Source organism: Pedobacter planticolens, assembly GCF_014172375.1.
In the GTDB taxonomy this organism is placed as follows: Bacteria; Bacteroidota; Bacteroidia; order Sphingobacteriales; family Sphingobacteriaceae; genus Pedobacter; species Pedobacter planticolens.
Genome location: NZ_WNXD01000001.1, coordinates 2,068,330 through 2,085,105 on the forward strand (window position 1 = coordinate 2,068,330; position 16,776 = coordinate 2,085,105).

A 16,776-nucleotide genomic window follows, 5' to 3' on the forward strand; every position below is an offset into this window, starting at 1 on the left:
TTCGTGGTTCCCGTTTTCACGGGAATGACGAGTAAGAGATAAGAAAACCCTCTGTGTTCTTTGCATTTCTCTCCTTTTCCTTTGCGGTTAATTATAATTCAATGTATCGAGCGTTAGAAACGATTAACATGGAATAATCTTCAGTTGACACTCATCAAATGTCATATGACATTGCAACAAAAACAGTTGACAATTACTCAATGTCATATGACAATGAACAATCTTCATACAACAATTACTCATCTTCATATGAAGATGAACCAAAAACAGTTGAAGATGATGCATCTTCATATGAAGATGCACTAAAATCAGTTGAAGATGACACATCTTCATATGAAGACGCATAAAAAACAGTTGAAGATGGTCTATCTTCATATGAAGATGCAACAAAATCAGTTGAAGATGATCCATCTTCATATGAAGATGCATTAAAAACAGTTGACAATTCATCAATAACGCATCACAATGTGCCCATATGCGCTGAAAGCGCAGCATTAGCAAAACACACTAGAAAAAAATCTTATAAAAAATTTGCGTAGTTAAATAACTACATATATATTTGTAGTCAAATAACTACATAATGAATTTAAGACGAGATGTATTTCAAGCCATAGCAGATCCAACAAGAAGGGCGATACTGATATTAGTTGCTTCACAATCTATGACGGCAGGTGCAATCGCATCGAACTTTGACACCGCTAGACCGACCGTTTCCAAACACTTACAAATACTTACCGAATGCGAATTGTTGGAGCAAGAGCAAAACGGAAGGGAAATTTCTTATCACATTAATGCAAAAAAAATGAAAGAAGTGGCTGACTTTATTGAACCTTTCCGCAACATGTGGGATGATCGATTTAATAAACTAGAAAGTATCATGAAAACCTATCAGGATAAAAAATAGATGAGTATGGAACGAAAAACAAAAATCAACGCAGAGGATGATAAGCAAGAATTAGTAATTACACGGGAATTTGATTTACCAGTGGACTTACTTTTTAAAGCTTATGTAGAGCCTGAAATTGTGGAACAATGGATGGGAACAAAAGTATTAAAGCTGGAAAGTAAAAATCACGGCAGTTATCAATATGAAACAACCGATCCAAAGGGGAACAAACATTTGTTTAATGGTGTAATTCACGAATTTTTTCCTAACCAGAAAATTACAAGAACGTTTGAAATGGAAAACACACCATTTGGCGTTCAACTTGAATTTTTATCCTTCGAAAAACTGACTAATAATACCTCCAAACTCACGATGCATGTGCTATACAAATCAGTTGCACTCAGAAATCAAATCCTTGCTTTACCCTTTGCTCAAGGTATAAATATGGCACATAATCGAATACAAGATATCTTAAGTAAACACCAAAAATAACATCGTTATGAAAACAAAAACAACTAAAATATTTTATTGGATTGCCACCATTTGGCTTTCCTTAGGCATGGCATCGACAGGAATAGTGCAAGTATTACAATTGAAAGAGGAAGTAGCTATGTTTACGCATTTAGGCTACCCTATTTATTTGCTCACTATACTTGGGGTTTGGAAAATTTTAGGGGTTATATCCGTACTTATTCCTAAATTTCCTGTAGTAAAAGAATGGGCGTATGCAGGTTTCTTTTTTGCCATGTCGGGAGCTATTTTTTCTCATTTAGCCGCTGGCGATGGTGCTAAAGAATATTTTGGGCCAACGTTATTACTCGTTCTGACCGTAGTATCTTGGTATTTTAGACCAGCGGATAGAAAAACTGTAACCGTTAATTAAAAAACATGAATCCTAAAGTTGATTTTTATTTTAATAAGGCTACGAAATGGCAAGAGGAATTGTTGCAATTAAGAACAATTGCTTTGGATTGTGGCTTGACTGAAGAATTGAAATGGGGCGTTCCATGCTATACATTTCAAAAAAGCAACATCGTTTTAATTCATGATTTTAAAGAATATTGTGCGTATTTATTTTTTAAAGGCGTGTTGTTAAAAGATCCTAACGGGATGTTAATTCAACAAAGTAAAAATGTACAAGTGGCTCGTCAAATTCGGTTTACCAATGTTCGAGAAATAATTGATGCGAAGGCCATTTTGAAAGCTTATATTTTTGAAGCCATTGAAATAGAAAAAGCGGGGCTGAAAGCCGAATTTAAAAAGACTACTGAATTTCCTATTTCTAAGGAGTTTCAACATAAGTTGGATGAAATTCCTGCTTTAAAAATTGCTTTTAATGCCTTAACACCAGGCCGACAAAGAGGATATCTGTTGTATTTTTCTGCACCTAAACAAGCTAAAACTCGCGAAACAAGAGTTGAAAAAAGTATACCTCAAATTTTTGAAGGAAAAGGATTGAATGATTAAATTAGGAACACATGAATAGCATTAAAAAAGAATTATCATCAGAACAACAGGCGGAACTACTTGCAACATTAAAAACTCGCTTTGAGAAAAATATGAACCGCCATCAAGGTTTGGAATGGGCTAAAGTTCAAGCGAAGCTAAAAACAAATAGCAAGAAAATGTGGTCATTAGATGAAATGGAAATAACTGGTGGCGAACCAGATGTTGTTGGCTATGATAAAAAAACCGATGAATATATTTTTTACGATTGTTCAGCAGAAAGCCCGAAAGGCCGCAGAAGTATTTGTTATGATCATCAGGCATTAGAAGCAAGAAAAGAACATAAACCCAAAAATAGCGCTATTGAAATGGCAACTGATATGGGGATTACGCTTTTAACAGAAGAACAATACAGAGAATTACAACAACTTGGAAATTTCGATACAAAAACATCAAGTTGGATTATCACACCAGAATCTATTAGAAAATTGGGTGGTGCATTGTTTTGCGATCGTCGTTATAATACAGTATTTCTATATCATAATGGTGCAGATTCGTATTATGCGGCAAGAGGTTTTCGGGGATGGTTAAAAGTTTAGCTATTAAACTGAGTTCGATTAATAAATGATATTTCTTTGCTTGTTTCGTCATTGCGAGTCCCGATTTTTCATCGGGCGAAGCAATCTTTCACGCATGAAAGATTGCTTCGTACCTCGCAATGACGCAATGATTGCATCCCTAACAAAAAAAGTCCTCGAAAATTTCGAGGACTTTTCTATTTATATGTTTTAAACTTTTTATTTCAAGCTAGTAATTTGTGCTTTTACGTAATCAATTAAAGAAATAATATCTTTTCGTAAAGGCTGTATGGTTAATACTTTCTGAAAATCGGCAATAGAGTTATTAAATAACGCTACAACTGGTGGCTTTTCTGCTGCCTTTTTAATCTTGTACGATTTAAAAATAGCATAATCCTTATAGGCAATACCTCTATTTTGTAAAATCTGCGTATCCTCCTCGCCATTTATTTCAATTGCTTTAGAAAAATCTTTTATTGCAGATGTATAAAAGTTATCCCTCATCTGATTAAGTGATTCCTTAGGCAAATTCGCAATATTTAATCTCGCTTTACCGCGATAATAGTAGGCAGAATAATCGCCTGGTTTTAAAACAATTAAACGACTGTAAGCTGTAATTGCGCTTTCAAAATCTCCACACTGAAAATTTGAATACGCTAGCATTCTTAACACGTTTACATTATTCGGGTCTGCATTATCTGCTTTCTCTAGCTGACTTACTGCGGTTTTATAATCCCCTTTCATCCACGCTTGTGTACCCATTTTCTCATAATTGCCTTGGGCATATGAAGAACCAGCAGCTGAAACTATAAATAGTAATAAAAATGTTTTTTTAAGATAATCCATTAAGCGTTTTATTTAGTTAAAAGTACAAAATCTCTAACAAAAGAGCAATAAATAGTGTCGTAGTTTTTAATATAACAGGTCTATTGCAACTATCATACCATTTGTAAATATTAAGGTAAACGCTAAATTAGCTTAAATATGATAAGTGCAAACAATATTTTTTAGGCTGACTTTTTAACAGGCACAACTCATGTTTTTGTTTTTGGCACAAGAGTTGAAAATATATCCCTTAATACAGAATTAATACTTTTTTAACGGCAAGGCTGTCAGTTTGTCGTTTTATACTATTTTAAAAGGCCTACTAAATGAGCAAACAAGATCAATTTGATTTTAGTCACGCATTACCCATAATAAATGAAGATACCGAGTTCTTCCCATTAATGTCTCAACAAGACGAAGATGAGATGAATAATGAAGAAACGCCAGAAATATTGGCCATACTACCGCTTAGAAATACTGTTTTATTCCCAGGTGTAGTAATTCCTATTACTGTAGGCAGAGATAAATCTATCAAACTAATAAAAGAAGCCTACAAAGGCGATAAAATTATTGGTGTGGTTTCGCAACGCGATGTATCCATAGAAGACCCAACTTTTGAGCAATTAAACAGCGTTGGTACGGTAGCACAAATTATTAAAATGCTACAAATGCCCGATGGTAATACGACTGTTATCATTCAAGGTAAACAACGTTTTCAATTGGTAGAAGAAGTTCAGTCAGAACCTTATATCAAAGTAATTATTGCAAAATTTGCTGAATCAAAGCATAAAGCGGATAAAGAATTTAAAAACTTAGTGGCATCCATTAAAGAGATGTCATCTCAAATTATTCAGCTTTCGCCAAATATTCCGAGTGAAGCAGGTATTGCGTTAAAAAATATAGAGAGCACTTCTTTCTTAATCAATTTCATCTCTTCAAACATGAATGCAGATGTGGCTGATAAACAGAAAATGCTCGAAATGGGCAATTTGCGTAAACGTGCCGAAATGGTAATGGAGCTTTTAACTACTGAATTACAGATGTTGGAGCTTAAAAACCAAATTCAATCTAAAGTTCGTACCGATTTAGATAAACAACAACGCGATTATTTTTTAAATGCGCAGTTAAAAACCATTCAGGAAGAATTAGGTGGCAATTCATCTGATTTAGAATATGATGCCTTAGAAGCTCGTGCTAAAAAGAAAAAATGGGCTAAACAAGTTGCCGATCATTTTGGTAAAGAATTAGAGAAATTAGGGAGGATGAATCCGCAAGCACCAGATTATTCTATACAAATGAATTATTTGGAGTTGTTACTCGATTTACCTTGGAATGATTTTACTAAAGATAATTTCGATTTAAAACGTGCTCAACGCATTTTAGATAAAGATCACTTTGGATTAGAAAAAGTAAAACAACGTATTATAGAGTATTTGGCTGTTTTGAAATTAAAAAGAGACATGAAAGCCCCTATTTTGTGTTTAGTTGGCCCTCCAGGAGTTGGGAAAACATCATTAGGTAAATCTATTGCAAAAGCGATTAACCGTAAATATGTACGTATGGCGTTGGGCGGCATTAGAGATGAAGCCGAAATTCGTGGTCATAGAAAAACATATATCGGTGCCATGCCAGGTAGAATTATTCAGTCTATTAAAAAAGCTGGCGCAGCAAATCCGGTTTTTGTATTGGATGAGATTGATAAAGTAGGTTCAGATTTTAGAGGAGACCCTTCATCAGCTTTGCTAGAAGTTTTAGATCCTGAACAAAACAGTGCTTTTAACGATCATTATGTAGAAGCAGATTACGATTTATCGAATGTATTATTCATCGCTACCGCGAATTCATTAAGCAACATACAACCTGCACTTTTAGATCGTATGGAAATTATTGAAGTAAATGGTTACACGATTGAAGAAAAGATAGAAATTGCTAAAAAATATTTGTTGCCGAAACAAAAAGAGCAGCATGGTTTAAAATCGAAAGACATTTCACTTAAAACTTCATTAATTGAAAAAGTAATTGAAGATTATACCCGTGAAAGTGGTGTGCGTGGTTTAGAAAAGAAAATTGGTTCGTTGGTACGTGGTATTGCTACCAAAATTGCAATGGAAGAAACGTATGAGCCTGCATTGAATTTAGAAGATGTAGAACGCATTTTGGGCGCTCCCATTTACGATAAAGATTTATACGAAGGCAATGAAGTAGCTGGTGTGGTTACTGGTTTAGCATGGACTTCTGTTGGTGGAGATATTTTGTTTATCGAAGCAAGTTTAAGCCCAGGTAAAGGAAAATTAACCTTAACTGGTAATTTAGGCGATGTAATGAAAGAATCTGCAATTATCGCTTTAGCTTATTTACGAGCTCATGCTGGTTTGTTTGGAATTGATAATGCCTTATTTGATCAGTTTGATATACATGTACACGTGCCCGCTGGTGCTACACCAAAAGATGGTCCATCTGCAGGTATTACCATGCTTACCGCATTAACATCTGCATTTACACAACGTAAAGTAAAATCTAATTTGGCCATGACAGGTGAAATCACACTTCGTGGAAAAGTATTGCCAGTTGGCGGTATTAAAGAGAAAATATTGGCTGCAAAAAGAGCGAATATTAAGGAAATCATTTTATGTAAATCTAACCGAAAAGATATTTTAGAAATTAAAGAAGATTATATAAAAGATCTGAAATTTCATTATGTTAGTGAAATGAGAGAGGTTATTGATTTAGCTTTGATGAAAGATAAAGTGAAAAACGCACAAGATTTGAGCATTAAAAAACCAATTGTAACTAATTAAGCCAATGCGATTAAAACTGTCCTTATTATTTGTTGCGTTATTTTTATTTGGCGCAAGTAGTTTTGCTCAAACTTTTAAAAATGAGTTCGGTTTTAAAAGTGATAATGATGCTTATCTTTTTTACGGACAGGATCGTTATTACACAAATGGTTTGTTTATTTATTTTCGTCATGCTACAGACCAACAAAAACTAGGTGAAAAATTAGAAAAAGTAACTTATGAGATTTCTGCTGGTCAGAAAATGTATAACCCTATTTCGGGCTATGTACCTGATCCAACTAAGCAAGATCGTCCGTTTGCAGGTTATTTATATGCAGGTGGAAATGTAAATTTCTTCTATAAAAACGAGCGAATTTTAAAAGCTGGATTAGAAGTTGGAACTGTTGGACCAGATGCATTAGGAGAAGATGCTCAGAAATTATTACATGATATTGTTGGTTTTTACACCATTGATGGCTGGCAATATCAAATTAAAAACGAATTAGCTGTTAATCTTTCGGCTCAATACACGCAATTATTACATCGCTCTGCAAAAAATGATTTAGATTTCTCATTAGAAGGATATGCCAATGTAGGTACAACTTTTAGTGGCGCAGGAGTTGGCGTTTTATTTAGAGCGGGGAATATTAATCAGTTATTTAATTCTTCTTACACAAATAGTGCAATTAGCAACAATGCGAAAACAGCTAAATTGGTAAAGAACGAATTGTTTTTTTATGCTAAACCGCAACTTAACGTAGTTGCTTACGATGCAACTATTCAAGGAAGTATGTTTAACGATGATAGTCCGGTAACTTTTAAAACCAAGCCTTTGGTATTTGCACAGCAATTAGGTTTTAATTACAGCACACCTCGTTTTACATTTGATTTTGGTGTACTATTTAAATCAAAAGAAATAAAAAGTACAGCGAAAGCACATCAATACGGTACAATTTCTATGTTTTATAGGTTTAATTAAAAGGATTTTTCAAGATATTTAAAAGCCCAGACTAATCTAGTCCAGGCTTTTTTCTATTTTCCTTTTTTGAAGAAGTAATTGATTTATTATTTAATCTTTTCTCAATTACCCCTTTAGGAATTTTGGTAGGCTTACGTTTTTTCTGCACTTGCAGAGATTTAGTTAATAAATTCGTCAGCTTAATAAGCGTTCTTTGTTTGTTTAAAAGCTGACTCCTATCCTCTTGAGAAACAATATGCAAATTGCCTTCTGTATCTAATCTATTCAATAATCTTTCTTGCAGTAAAGTTTTTTCTTCTTCGGATAAAAAAGAAGCATTTGCAACATTAAATATCAGTTCTACTTTGCTCGAAACCTTATTAACGTTTTGTCCTCCTTTACCACCGCTTCGCGATGTTTTAAAAATTACTTCCTTAATTAATTCTTCTTTAACCGGTATCATGATGCAAATTAAGACTAAATAATTTATTTTAAATCACAATAATTAAAAGTTGATTTCTTGTAAAAAGCTTTTGATAAAAATAAATTCAAAATATTATCTTTGTGCAACATGAGAAAAAATCTAGTTGTAGCAATTGATGGCTATTCTTCTTGCGGAAAAAGTACCTTGGCAAAAGCCTTAGCTAAAAAATTAGATTTTATATATATCGATAGCGGTGCGATGTACAGAGCGGTAACCTTATTTTTTATTCGCAACAAAGTTGATATCAACAATGAAGAATCAGTAAAAGATGCATTACAGCATATCGAGTTAAATTTCCATGCTCGAGATTACGAATCTCATATTACCTTAAATGGCGAAGAAGTTTCTGAAGAAATTAGACAAATGCCAGTATCTGAAAATGTTAGTGAAGTATCTGCCAATAAATTAGTGCGCCACGATATGGTAAAACAACAACAGCGCATGGGCAAATCTAAAAACATTGTTATGGATGGCCGTGATATTGGTACTGCTGTATTTGCTGATGCTCAAGTTAAATTTTTCATGACTGCCGACCCAAAAATTAGAGCAGAACGTAGATATAAAGAGTTATTATCAAAAGGTGATAATGTGACCACTTTGGAAGAAGTTTTCGAAAATCTAGCTCATCGCGATTATGCAGATACGACTCGCAAAGAAAGTCCTTTGGTTAGAGCAGAAGATGCCACTATTTTAGACAATACCGAGCTTACTCAAGAAGAACAACTTGATTTTGCTTTAGAAAAGGTTAAACCCTTTTTAGAAAAAATTTAGTTTCCATTCATTATTTCTGTATTAAATTCTTAAATAAATTGGTATTTTACGTGCAAATTAAGATGCCTTATGAAATTCAATTATTTTCTAAAATCAATCGCGTTAGTTGCATTATTACTTTGCAATAGTACTTTACAAGCTCAACAAAAAGGTTGGATAAATTTATTTAATGGAAAAGATCTTAAAGATTGGACCGTTAAAATTTCCAAACATGAGGTTGGTGATAATTTTGCCAATACTTTTCGCGTAGAAAACGGTGTGATGAAAGTGAGCTACGATGGCTACAAAGAATTTAATCAACAATACGGACATATTTTTTACAAAAAACCTTTTTCTTATTACTTATTAAAGGTAGAATATCGCTTTGTGGGCGACCAAGTTAAAGGTGGTGAAGGTTGGGCTTTAAGAAACAGTGGAGCGATGTTGCATTGCCAAGATCCAAAAACCATGCTCAAAAATCAAGATTTTCCTATTTCTATTGAAGGGCAAATATTAGGTGGCGATGGCGTACATGAGCGTCATACTAGCAACGTATGCACACCTGGAACAACGATTTACATGGACGATAAATTAACCATGGCGCATTGTTTAGAATCAAATTCAAAGACTTTTCATGGTGAGCAATGGGTTACGGCTGAGTTTTTAGTTTTGGGCGATTCTGTGATTAAACATTTTGTGAATAATGAACTGGTGTTAACATATACCAAACCTCAAATTGGTGGTGGAAATGTTTCAAATTACGATCCGAAAGTTAAAATAGATGGAAAAAGACTAACTGAAGGTTTTATTTCTTTGCAAAGCGAAAGTCATCCTATTGAGTTTAGAAAAGTTGCTTTGTTTGATTTGGCTCCTTATGAGAAAAATAAAGTAAAATTGGATAAAAAGATTGGTGAGTTGCTTAAATAAAATTTTATTGAATTAACTCATTTTCTCGATGGACATCACATATAGCTTTGAAGAACGCCCTAATGCTGATCTGATTATTGAATTGTATGATAATGCAGGTTTACCTAGACCAACGCATGATAAGGAAAGGATTCAGAAAATGTTCGACAATTCTAATTTGATAGTAACTGCTTGGGATGGTGATTTATTGATTGGGGTTTCACGCTGCATTACTGATTGGGTTTGGAGTTGCTATTTGGCAGATCTTGCCATTAGAAAAGAATACCAAAAAGATGGAATAGGTAAAACACTGATTAACCTCACCAAAGAAAAAGTTGGAGAGCAATCTATGATATTACTTTTATCAGTTCCGACAGCACTAGAATATTATCCAAAAATTGGATTCAAAAAACAGGAAAGCAGTTTTATTATAGACCGAGCCGAATGGAAGTAAAGCCAATTTTAAGCATATAATAAAACTTCCCATCTAGCGTAATAAGCCAAACTAAATTCATTTTATTTACCTATGAAGAAAGTAATTCTACTACTTTTATTTATAAGTTTTGGCGCACAATCATTTGCTCAAAAAGTATACACTGTTAATGAAATTCCAAATCCTAAAACTGCTGGACAAGATTATTTTGTAAGTAATCCTGATGGGATATTAAGCAATGTTGATATTTTAAATCGGCGTATTGCAGAGTTTGAAAAGAAAACCAAAGTTGAAATTGCAATTGTTGCCATCTATGATTTTGACAAGGATAAAGAAGATTTCGAATTTGCAAAAGAGCTTTTCGATACTTGGAAAATCGGAAAAGCACAAGCCAATAACGGTTTATTATTAGTTGTCACTATTGATAGAAAAAAATATCGTTTTATTACAGGTTCTGGCTTAGAAGGTTTACTGCCTGATGTTTTTCTCAAACAAACTGGAGAAAACTTACTAGTTCCTGCATTTAAAAAAGGGCAATATGACGATGGTGTTTTAGCTGTTATTGATGAAATTGAAGCTAAACTAACCAAAACCTCAAATCAAGCTGAGGTAAATGGATTAATGGCAAAAGTTGTTAAATCAAATCAACAATGGCAGTTTACATTAGGTTATTGCGTTGCATTACTTTTACTCTTCTTTTTAGTTTTTAAAATAATCAATTATCAAATACCAAAATCTCAACGAATTATTAAAAGCAAACTTAATGAATCTGGTTTTTTCTTAAGTAATGGATGCGCTATTCTATTTGTCATTGTCTTTGTTTCGGTATTTGTCATCGTTTTTACTAAAAGTTTTGACTTATTTACAAAGTTGAGTCTTGCAGATATACCTATTATTATCTACTCAGCATTGGCGATTGCCTTATTTTTTAAATACATAGCTTACAGTAAATTATTAAGACAAGAGCACTTTGATGACAAGAATTTTTTCAATGAAATGGGCTCTTTTCGTAAAAGAAATTGTTGGTTATTGCTTTTCTCTCCTCTAATTCTATTTGCTTTCATCTTTCAAATTGTTAAAAAAACAAGAACTGCAGATCGATTTAAACCACTTAAGGATAGCCAAAAAAACGATATGATCCGCTTAGATAGAGACTTAAATAGAGAAGGTGCTCCATTTTTAACTAAAGGTCAGCGTAGAGAAGAATTAATTAAGGTTTACGATTATGATATTTGGGAAAATACAGCGCATACAGAACATAGTATTAAAGTTTGGCCAGCAGAAAAATATGAGGATTTTAACGAATGTCCTAAATGTAAGTTTAGAACATTAAGTAAACCAAGAATACATACTATTGAACCTGCAACTTATAATTCGATTGGCGAAGCAAAGCAAGTTAAATCATGTGAACATTGTAATTATGAAGAATTTATAAAGATGGTGACTTTGCCCAAACTCCTCAAATCAAGTTCATCTAGTTCTTCATTTGGTAGTTCGTCGTCGGGTAGTTCATCCTCATCAAGTAGTGGCAGTTTTGGCGGAGGAAGTAGTAGCGGTGGTGGTGCAGGCGGGAGTTGGTAAAGTTTAAACTCGTAAAACTTTTATTCTCACGTGTTGTTAACTTTAGATTAGTAAAAATTAAGATTTCTATAGTATTACTCCGATATTAGCAGAATTTTTAACGATTACATAACTATCTAACAGTATGACTAAAAACTTTTTCCTTCCAATTGTTCTCCTTTTTATTTCCTTAAGCTTAAGTGCTCAAGATATGTACAAGGTTAAGGCAGATAAATTAAATGTTAGAGAAACAAGCGATCCAAAGAGCAAAATAATTGGGTTTATTCCGCAAAATGAGAATGTTGCTGTTTTAGATTCATCCAATACCAAATATTTTAAAGTTAAAGTAACCAATGGTGAAGGTTATGTAAGTAGCGAATACCTCACAAAAATTGCTGCTGTTCCAGCTAAACAAGTACCTGTCACAAAACCTATAGTTGAACAAAAAACTAGTAAAGACAATTCGAACATCATTTTTTTAAGCTTAATTACTGCTGTACTTCTTATCATGTTATTCTTAATTTTTAAGTTTTTAATGAATAATAAACCCTTAATGGTGATTTCTGCGATAATAGTTATAGCAATTGGTTATTTCTGTTATGTGGGTTTTATGGTTAAAAAAACCATTAGCGGTAAATTTACAAGTGCTAGCGACTCTCAGTATTTATCATTTGATTTTAAATCGAAAGATTCGGTAATTATTCAAGATACGTATGTAGACACCTTATTTACTGCCCCTTATGTTATCGAAGACAATATGATTAAAACGAAACAACAAGAGAATATCATTTTATTAATGATTTTGGATGAGCACACATTAATTGGCGAAGGATTTACGAAAGCAGTTTATCATAAGAAGTAAAGCCCTATGCGATGATGGTTTTTAGCACTGTTTTTGTTCTCTAAACCCGATTGTAGCGAGCACGAAGCGTAGCGAGTAAAGCGAAAAGCGGGACCAACATAAATTGAAATACAGGTATTGCTTTTCTAAAAATTGGTATTTCAATATCTTTAACGTGTACTAGTAATTACTATATCCTTAATTATCAGTAACATTAATTAAAAATTTCTTTTCTATTTAAAAAGAAATTTCTACCTTTGCAGTCCCTAAATAGGGAACAAAGGAGATTATTAATTAATGGCTAAAAAACAAGTAGCAGAAAAAGAACTAGAGGCTAAAACAGCCGAACTACAAGGTGCAGACGCTCGTCTAACCGAGAAAGAAACAATTGAGTCAGAAGCTGATTCGGTTTCTATCGAACAAATCAAATCATCATTAGCAACACCAGATCAAGATTTTGATTGGGATGCAGATGATAAAGTATTTGGTAACTACAGTGACGCAGACCGTAAAAAGTTTGAAGATATGTATACAGATACTTTCAACCAAATCACTCAAGGCGAAATCATTAGTGGTATCGTTGTATCTATCAACAACAAAGACGTAGTATTAAATGTTGGATTTAAATCTGATGGTTTAGTTTCTACTTCAGAGTTTAGAGATACGCCTGATTTGAAAATTGGCGATTCAGTGGATGTTTTCGTAGAAGCTCCAGAAGATGCGAATGGTCAGTTGATTTTATCTCGCAAGAGAGCAAAAACACAACGTTCTTGGGAAACCATCAACGCTGCGCTTGACAATGATACCATTATCAATGGTTTCGTGAAAAGCCGTACTAAAGGTGGTTTAATTGTTGACATCATGGGTGTAGAAGCATTCTTACCAGGATCTCAAATTGATATTAAACCTATCCGTGATTACGATGTTTACGTTGGTAAAACAATGGAATTCAAAGTTGTGAAAATCAACCACGAATTTAAAAACGTTGTAGTTTCACACAAAATCTTAATTGAAGACGATTTAGAAAGCCAAAAAGTTGAAATCGTTTCTAAATTAGAAAAAGGTCAAGTATTAGAAGGTACTGTGAAAAACATTACTGATTTCGGTGTGTTCATCGATTTAGGTGGTGTTGATGGTTTACTTCACATTACTGATATTTCTTGGGGTCGCATAGAGCATCCAAAAGAAGTATTATCATTAGACGAAAAAATCAACGTTGTTGTTTTAGACTTTGATGATGAGAAAAAACGTATCGCTTTAGGTTTAAAACAATTAACTCCTCACCCTTGGGAAAATTTAGATGCTAACTTAGCTGTTGGTTCTAAAGTAAAAGGTAAAATTGTTACTGTAGCTGATTACGGTGCTTTCTTGGAAATCATTCCGGGTGTTGAAGGTTTGATCCACGTTTCAGAAATGAGCTGGTCACAAAACTTACGTTCACCTCAAGAATTCTTGAAAGTTGGCGATGAAATCGAAGCTGAAGTTTTAACTTTAGATAGAGATGAGCGCAAAATGAGCTTAGGTATTAAACAATTAACTCAAGATCCTTGGGGAGCTGTTGCAGAAAGATATCCAATTGGAAGCAAACACAAAGCTGTAGTTAAAAACATGACTAACTTCGGTGTATTTGTTGAAATTGAAGAAGGAATTGACGGATTAATCCACATTTCTGATTTATCTTGGAGCAAAAAAGTTAATCACCCTAACGAGTTCACTAAAGTTGGTGATACATTAGATGTTGTTGTTTTAGAACTTGATGTTGAAAACCGCAAATTATCTTTAGGTCACAAACAATTAGAAGAAAACCCTTGGGATACTTTCGAAACTATCTTTACTTTGGATTCAATTCACCAAGGTACTGTAGTTAAAGTAACTGATAAAGGTGCTGTTATTGCTTTACCATACGGTGTAGAAGGTTTCGTACCAACTAAACACATGGCTAAAGAAGATGGTTCTGTAATCAAAGCTGAAGAAACTAATGACTTCAAAATCATTGAGTTTAACAAAGATGCTAAACGTATCGTTGTATCTCATGCCCGTATTTGGGAAGAGGCTAAAGCTGAAGTTGCTGCTGAAGAAAGAGCTACTAAAAAGAAAGAAGCTAAAGCTTCTGTAAGTGCAGTTAAAAAAGTAAAAGATTCTGTAGAGAAATCTACTTTAGGTGATCTTAGCGTTCTTGCTCAATTAAAAGAGCAAATGGAAGGCGAAGAAAGCAAGAAAAAAGGAAAATAAGCTTTTTGATTAGCTAAATATATTAATCCCGATAGCCAATGGTTATCGGGATTTTTTGTTTTAAACCAATTTTGTCATTCCGAGCCTGCGAGGAATCTCATTAAATAAATAAGACACAGATTAAAACAGAGATCACCACATATATAATTGTCGCCCAAAATCTGATAATCTGTGGCTAAAAATGGCTTTGAAAAACAGCGTCCTTATTCATCATTTACTCCTGTCCCGCTTTCCGTTACAATCTTTTTTTATCAAACCTATAAGGTTTTAGAGACCTTATAGGTCTTCACAAAAAGTATTTCCACTCCAATCGGGTTTAAAAAACAAAACCAGTAGTTCTTGGCAACATTTCCGTTCCATTACCAAAAAGCTGTTCAGATTTTCTATTTTTGAAAATCAGTTATCATTATGAAAAAGACAGCATTAATAATTTTATTCATCAGCTTCGCATTTAAGCTTTCCGCACAACAAGTAAATATTATTCCACAACCTGTAGAAGTAAGACCAGGAGCATTTCCAAATGATACTTTTACCATAGATAAAAATACAATCATCTTTGCCACAACAAAAAGTACCACAAACTCTGCACAATATTTAGCTGACTACATTCAAAAGTATTACAATTTAAAGCTAAAGATTACAGATAAACCAAACGAAGTTTCTAAAGCGAAAATGATAACACTTGTTGTCAACAATAAATTGTATGCTAATCCTAACAGATACTTTGTTTCTGTTTTAAGTTCCACTATAAATGCGGGTTCATCTTCAGAACAAGGATTGTTTTATGCCGTTCAATCTATTATTCAACTTTTACCTACCTCAAATACTTCCAGCACTTTAGTAATCCCATCGGTAGATATTATTGATTACCCCCGCTTCGATTACCGTGGTATGCATTTAGATGTTAGTCGTCATTTTTTCGATGTCGCATTTGTTAAAAAGTATATCGATTACCTCGCTCTGCATAAAATGAATTATTTCCATTGGCATTTAACAGATGATCATGGTTGGAGAATTGAGATTAAAAAATATCCTAAACTAACTGAAATTGGAGCTTGGAGAAATGGTAGCATTATTGGTTTGTGGCCTGGAAAAGGAAATGAAAATATTAAATATGAAGTTTTACCTGCTGAAATTAAAATCACCCCAAAAGATGCTATAATTAAAACGGATGGTATTCGACATGGAGGTTTCTATACGCAAGAAGAAATTAAGGATGTGATTGATTATGCTACGAAACGATACATTACTATTATTCCAGAAATTGAAATGCCTGCACATAGTATGGCACTTTTAGCTGCTTACCCTGAATTGGGAACGGAACCCACTAAAAAGTACGCCGTTGCAGAAACTTGGGGTATGATGAACAAATACAATAATGTTTTACAACCGACAGAAAAGACTTTTAAATTCTTAGAAGATGTGTTGACAGAAGTAATGGCTTTATTTCCTTCACAATACATTCACATTGGTGGCGATGAAGCTTCAAAAGTTTGGTGGAGAAGTTCTCCAGTTGCTCAACAAATTATGAAGGATAATAACATAAAGGATGAAAGTGCTTTGCAAAGTTATTTTATTCATCGTATTGAGAAATTGGTAAATACAAAAGGGAAAACAATTATTGGTTGGGATGAAATTTTAGATGGAGGTCTTGCCCCAAATGCAATTGTAATGAGTTGGCGAGGAGAAAAAGGAGGAATTGCTGCTGCAAAAGAAAAGCACAAAGTGATTATGACACCTGAAAATATGATGTATTTTAATCATAAACAATTTTTACAGGATGATAGTTTAGCTGCCGCAAAATACTCGCCACTAGAAAATGTTTATAAATACGATCCTGTTCCGGCAGAACTAAATGCTGAGCAAGCAAAATACATTTGGGGCGCACAAGGAAATTTGTGGTCAGAATATATTGCTAATCCTGCAAAAGCAGAATATCAATTATTCCCTAGATTGGATGCTTTGAGTGAGATTTTATGGAGTCCGAAAGAAAAAAGAAATTACCCTGATTTTTTAAACCGATTAAAAACTCAATTTAAACGATATGATTTGATGAACATAAATTATAGTCAACGATATCTAACTGAAAAACCTTAATTC

17 protein-coding genes are annotated in these 16,776 nt (G+C 33.6%); 15 read left to right on the forward strand and 2 right to left on the reverse strand.

Annotated elements, in window-relative coordinates:
- The first annotated feature begins 158 nt into the window (after positions 1-158).
- From GM921_RS08515 to GM921_RS08540, 6 genes are all read left to right on the forward strand, one after another.
- The gene (locus tag GM921_RS08515; RefSeq protein ID WP_182922171.1) at positions 159-347 is read left to right on the forward strand and encodes a hypothetical protein; all 189 of its coding nucleotides are present in this window, start codon (positions 159-161) and stop codon (positions 345-347) included.
- Between the two features lie 233 nt (positions 348-580).
- Positions 581-904: an ArsR/SmtB family transcription factor gene (locus tag GM921_RS08520; RefSeq protein ID WP_182922172.1), complete on the forward strand. Its 324-nt coding sequence runs from the start codon at positions 581-583 to the stop codon at positions 902-904.
- 6 nt (positions 905-910) lie between these two features.
- Positions 911-1,378 carry an SRPBCC domain-containing protein gene (locus tag GM921_RS08525; RefSeq protein ID WP_182922173.1) on the forward strand — a complete coding sequence of 156 codons (468 nt, stop codon included), beginning with the start codon at positions 911-913 and terminating at the stop codon, positions 1,376-1,378.
- Positions 1,379-1,385: 7 nt separating this feature from the next.
- Positions 1,386-1,769, forward strand: coding sequence for a DoxX family protein (locus GM921_RS08530; protein ID WP_182922174.1), 384 nt, complete (start codon positions 1,386-1,388; stop codon positions 1,767-1,769).
- A 5-nt stretch (positions 1,770-1,774) separates the two neighbouring features.
- The gene (locus GM921_RS08535; protein ID WP_182922175.1) at positions 1,775-2,353 is read left to right on the forward strand and encodes a YdeI/OmpD-associated family protein; all 579 of its coding nucleotides are present in this window, start codon (positions 1,775-1,777) and stop codon (positions 2,351-2,353) included.
- A gap of 11 nt (positions 2,354-2,364) precedes the next feature.
- Entirely contained in the window at positions 2,365-2,931 is a 567-nt protein-coding gene (locus tag GM921_RS08540) for a DUF4256 domain-containing protein (protein WP_182922176.1), read from the forward strand.
- A 198-nt stretch (positions 2,932-3,129) separates the two neighbouring features.
- Here the strand turns inward: GM921_RS08540 and GM921_RS08545 are convergent, their stop codons facing one another.
- A complete protein-coding gene (locus GM921_RS08545; RefSeq protein ID WP_182922177.1) occupies positions 3,130-3,756 on the reverse strand; it encodes a tetratricopeptide repeat protein in 627 nt (208 codons plus the stop codon).
- A gap of 305 nt (positions 3,757-4,061) precedes the next feature.
- Here GM921_RS08545 and lon point away from each other — a divergent pair, with 305 nt between their 5' ends.
- Both lon and GM921_RS08555 read left to right on the forward strand, forming a co-directional pair.
- Complete coding sequence (gene lon / locus GM921_RS08550) at positions 4,062-6,533, forward strand: endopeptidase La (protein WP_182922178.1); 2,472 nt, start codon at positions 4,062-4,064, stop codon at positions 6,531-6,533.
- Between the two features lie 4 nt (positions 6,534-6,537).
- A complete protein-coding gene (locus GM921_RS08555) occupies positions 6,538-7,491 on the forward strand; it encodes a lipid A deacylase LpxR family protein (protein WP_182922179.1) in 954 nt (317 codons plus the stop codon).
- 31 nt (positions 7,492-7,522) lie between these two features.
- Here the strand turns inward: GM921_RS08555 and arfB are convergent, their stop codons facing one another.
- On the reverse strand, positions 7,523-7,933 hold the full coding sequence (arfB, locus tag GM921_RS08560; protein WP_182922180.1) for an alternative ribosome rescue aminoacyl-tRNA hydrolase ArfB: 411 nt from the start codon (positions 7,931-7,933) through the stop codon (positions 7,523-7,525).
- Between the two features lie 108 nt (positions 7,934-8,041).
- On the opposite strand from arfB, the gene cmk reads away from it, so the two are divergent.
- The 7 genes from cmk to GM921_RS08595 all read left to right on the forward strand — a co-directional run bounded on the left by cmk (position 8,042) and on the right by GM921_RS08595 (position 16,773).
- On the forward strand, positions 8,042-8,725 hold the full coding sequence (gene cmk, locus GM921_RS08565) for a (d)CMP kinase (protein ID WP_182922181.1): 684 nt from the start codon (positions 8,042-8,044) through the stop codon (positions 8,723-8,725).
- 69 nt (positions 8,726-8,794) lie between these two features.
- Positions 8,795-9,631 carry a 3-keto-disaccharide hydrolase gene (locus GM921_RS08570; RefSeq protein ID WP_182922182.1) on the forward strand — a complete coding sequence of 279 codons (837 nt, stop codon included), beginning with the start codon at positions 8,795-8,797 and terminating at the stop codon, positions 9,629-9,631.
- 28 nt (positions 9,632-9,659) lie between these two features.
- Positions 9,660-10,064 (forward strand): GNAT family N-acetyltransferase, encoded by a 405-nt coding sequence (locus GM921_RS08575; RefSeq protein ID WP_182922183.1) that lies wholly within the window; start codon positions 9,660-9,662, stop codon positions 10,062-10,064.
- A 72-nt stretch (positions 10,065-10,136) separates the two neighbouring features.
- Positions 10,137-11,624, forward strand: a complete 1,488-nt coding sequence (locus GM921_RS08580; RefSeq protein ID WP_182922184.1) for a TPM domain-containing protein — start codon at positions 10,137-10,139, stop codon at positions 11,622-11,624.
- A 124-nt stretch (positions 11,625-11,748) separates the two neighbouring features.
- A complete protein-coding gene (locus GM921_RS08585; RefSeq protein WP_182922185.1) occupies positions 11,749-12,465 on the forward strand; it encodes an SH3 domain-containing protein in 717 nt (238 codons plus the stop codon).
- 276 nt (positions 12,466-12,741) lie between these two features.
- Positions 12,742-14,676, forward strand: a complete 1,935-nt coding sequence (gene rpsA / locus GM921_RS08590) for a 30S ribosomal protein S1 (RefSeq protein WP_182922186.1) — start codon at positions 12,742-12,744, stop codon at positions 14,674-14,676.
- A gap of 408 nt (positions 14,677-15,084) precedes the next feature.
- A complete protein-coding gene (locus GM921_RS08595) occupies positions 15,085-16,773 on the forward strand; it encodes a beta-N-acetylhexosaminidase (RefSeq protein WP_182922187.1) in 1,689 nt (562 codons plus the stop codon).
- Positions 16,774-16,776: the final 3 nt, after the last annotated feature.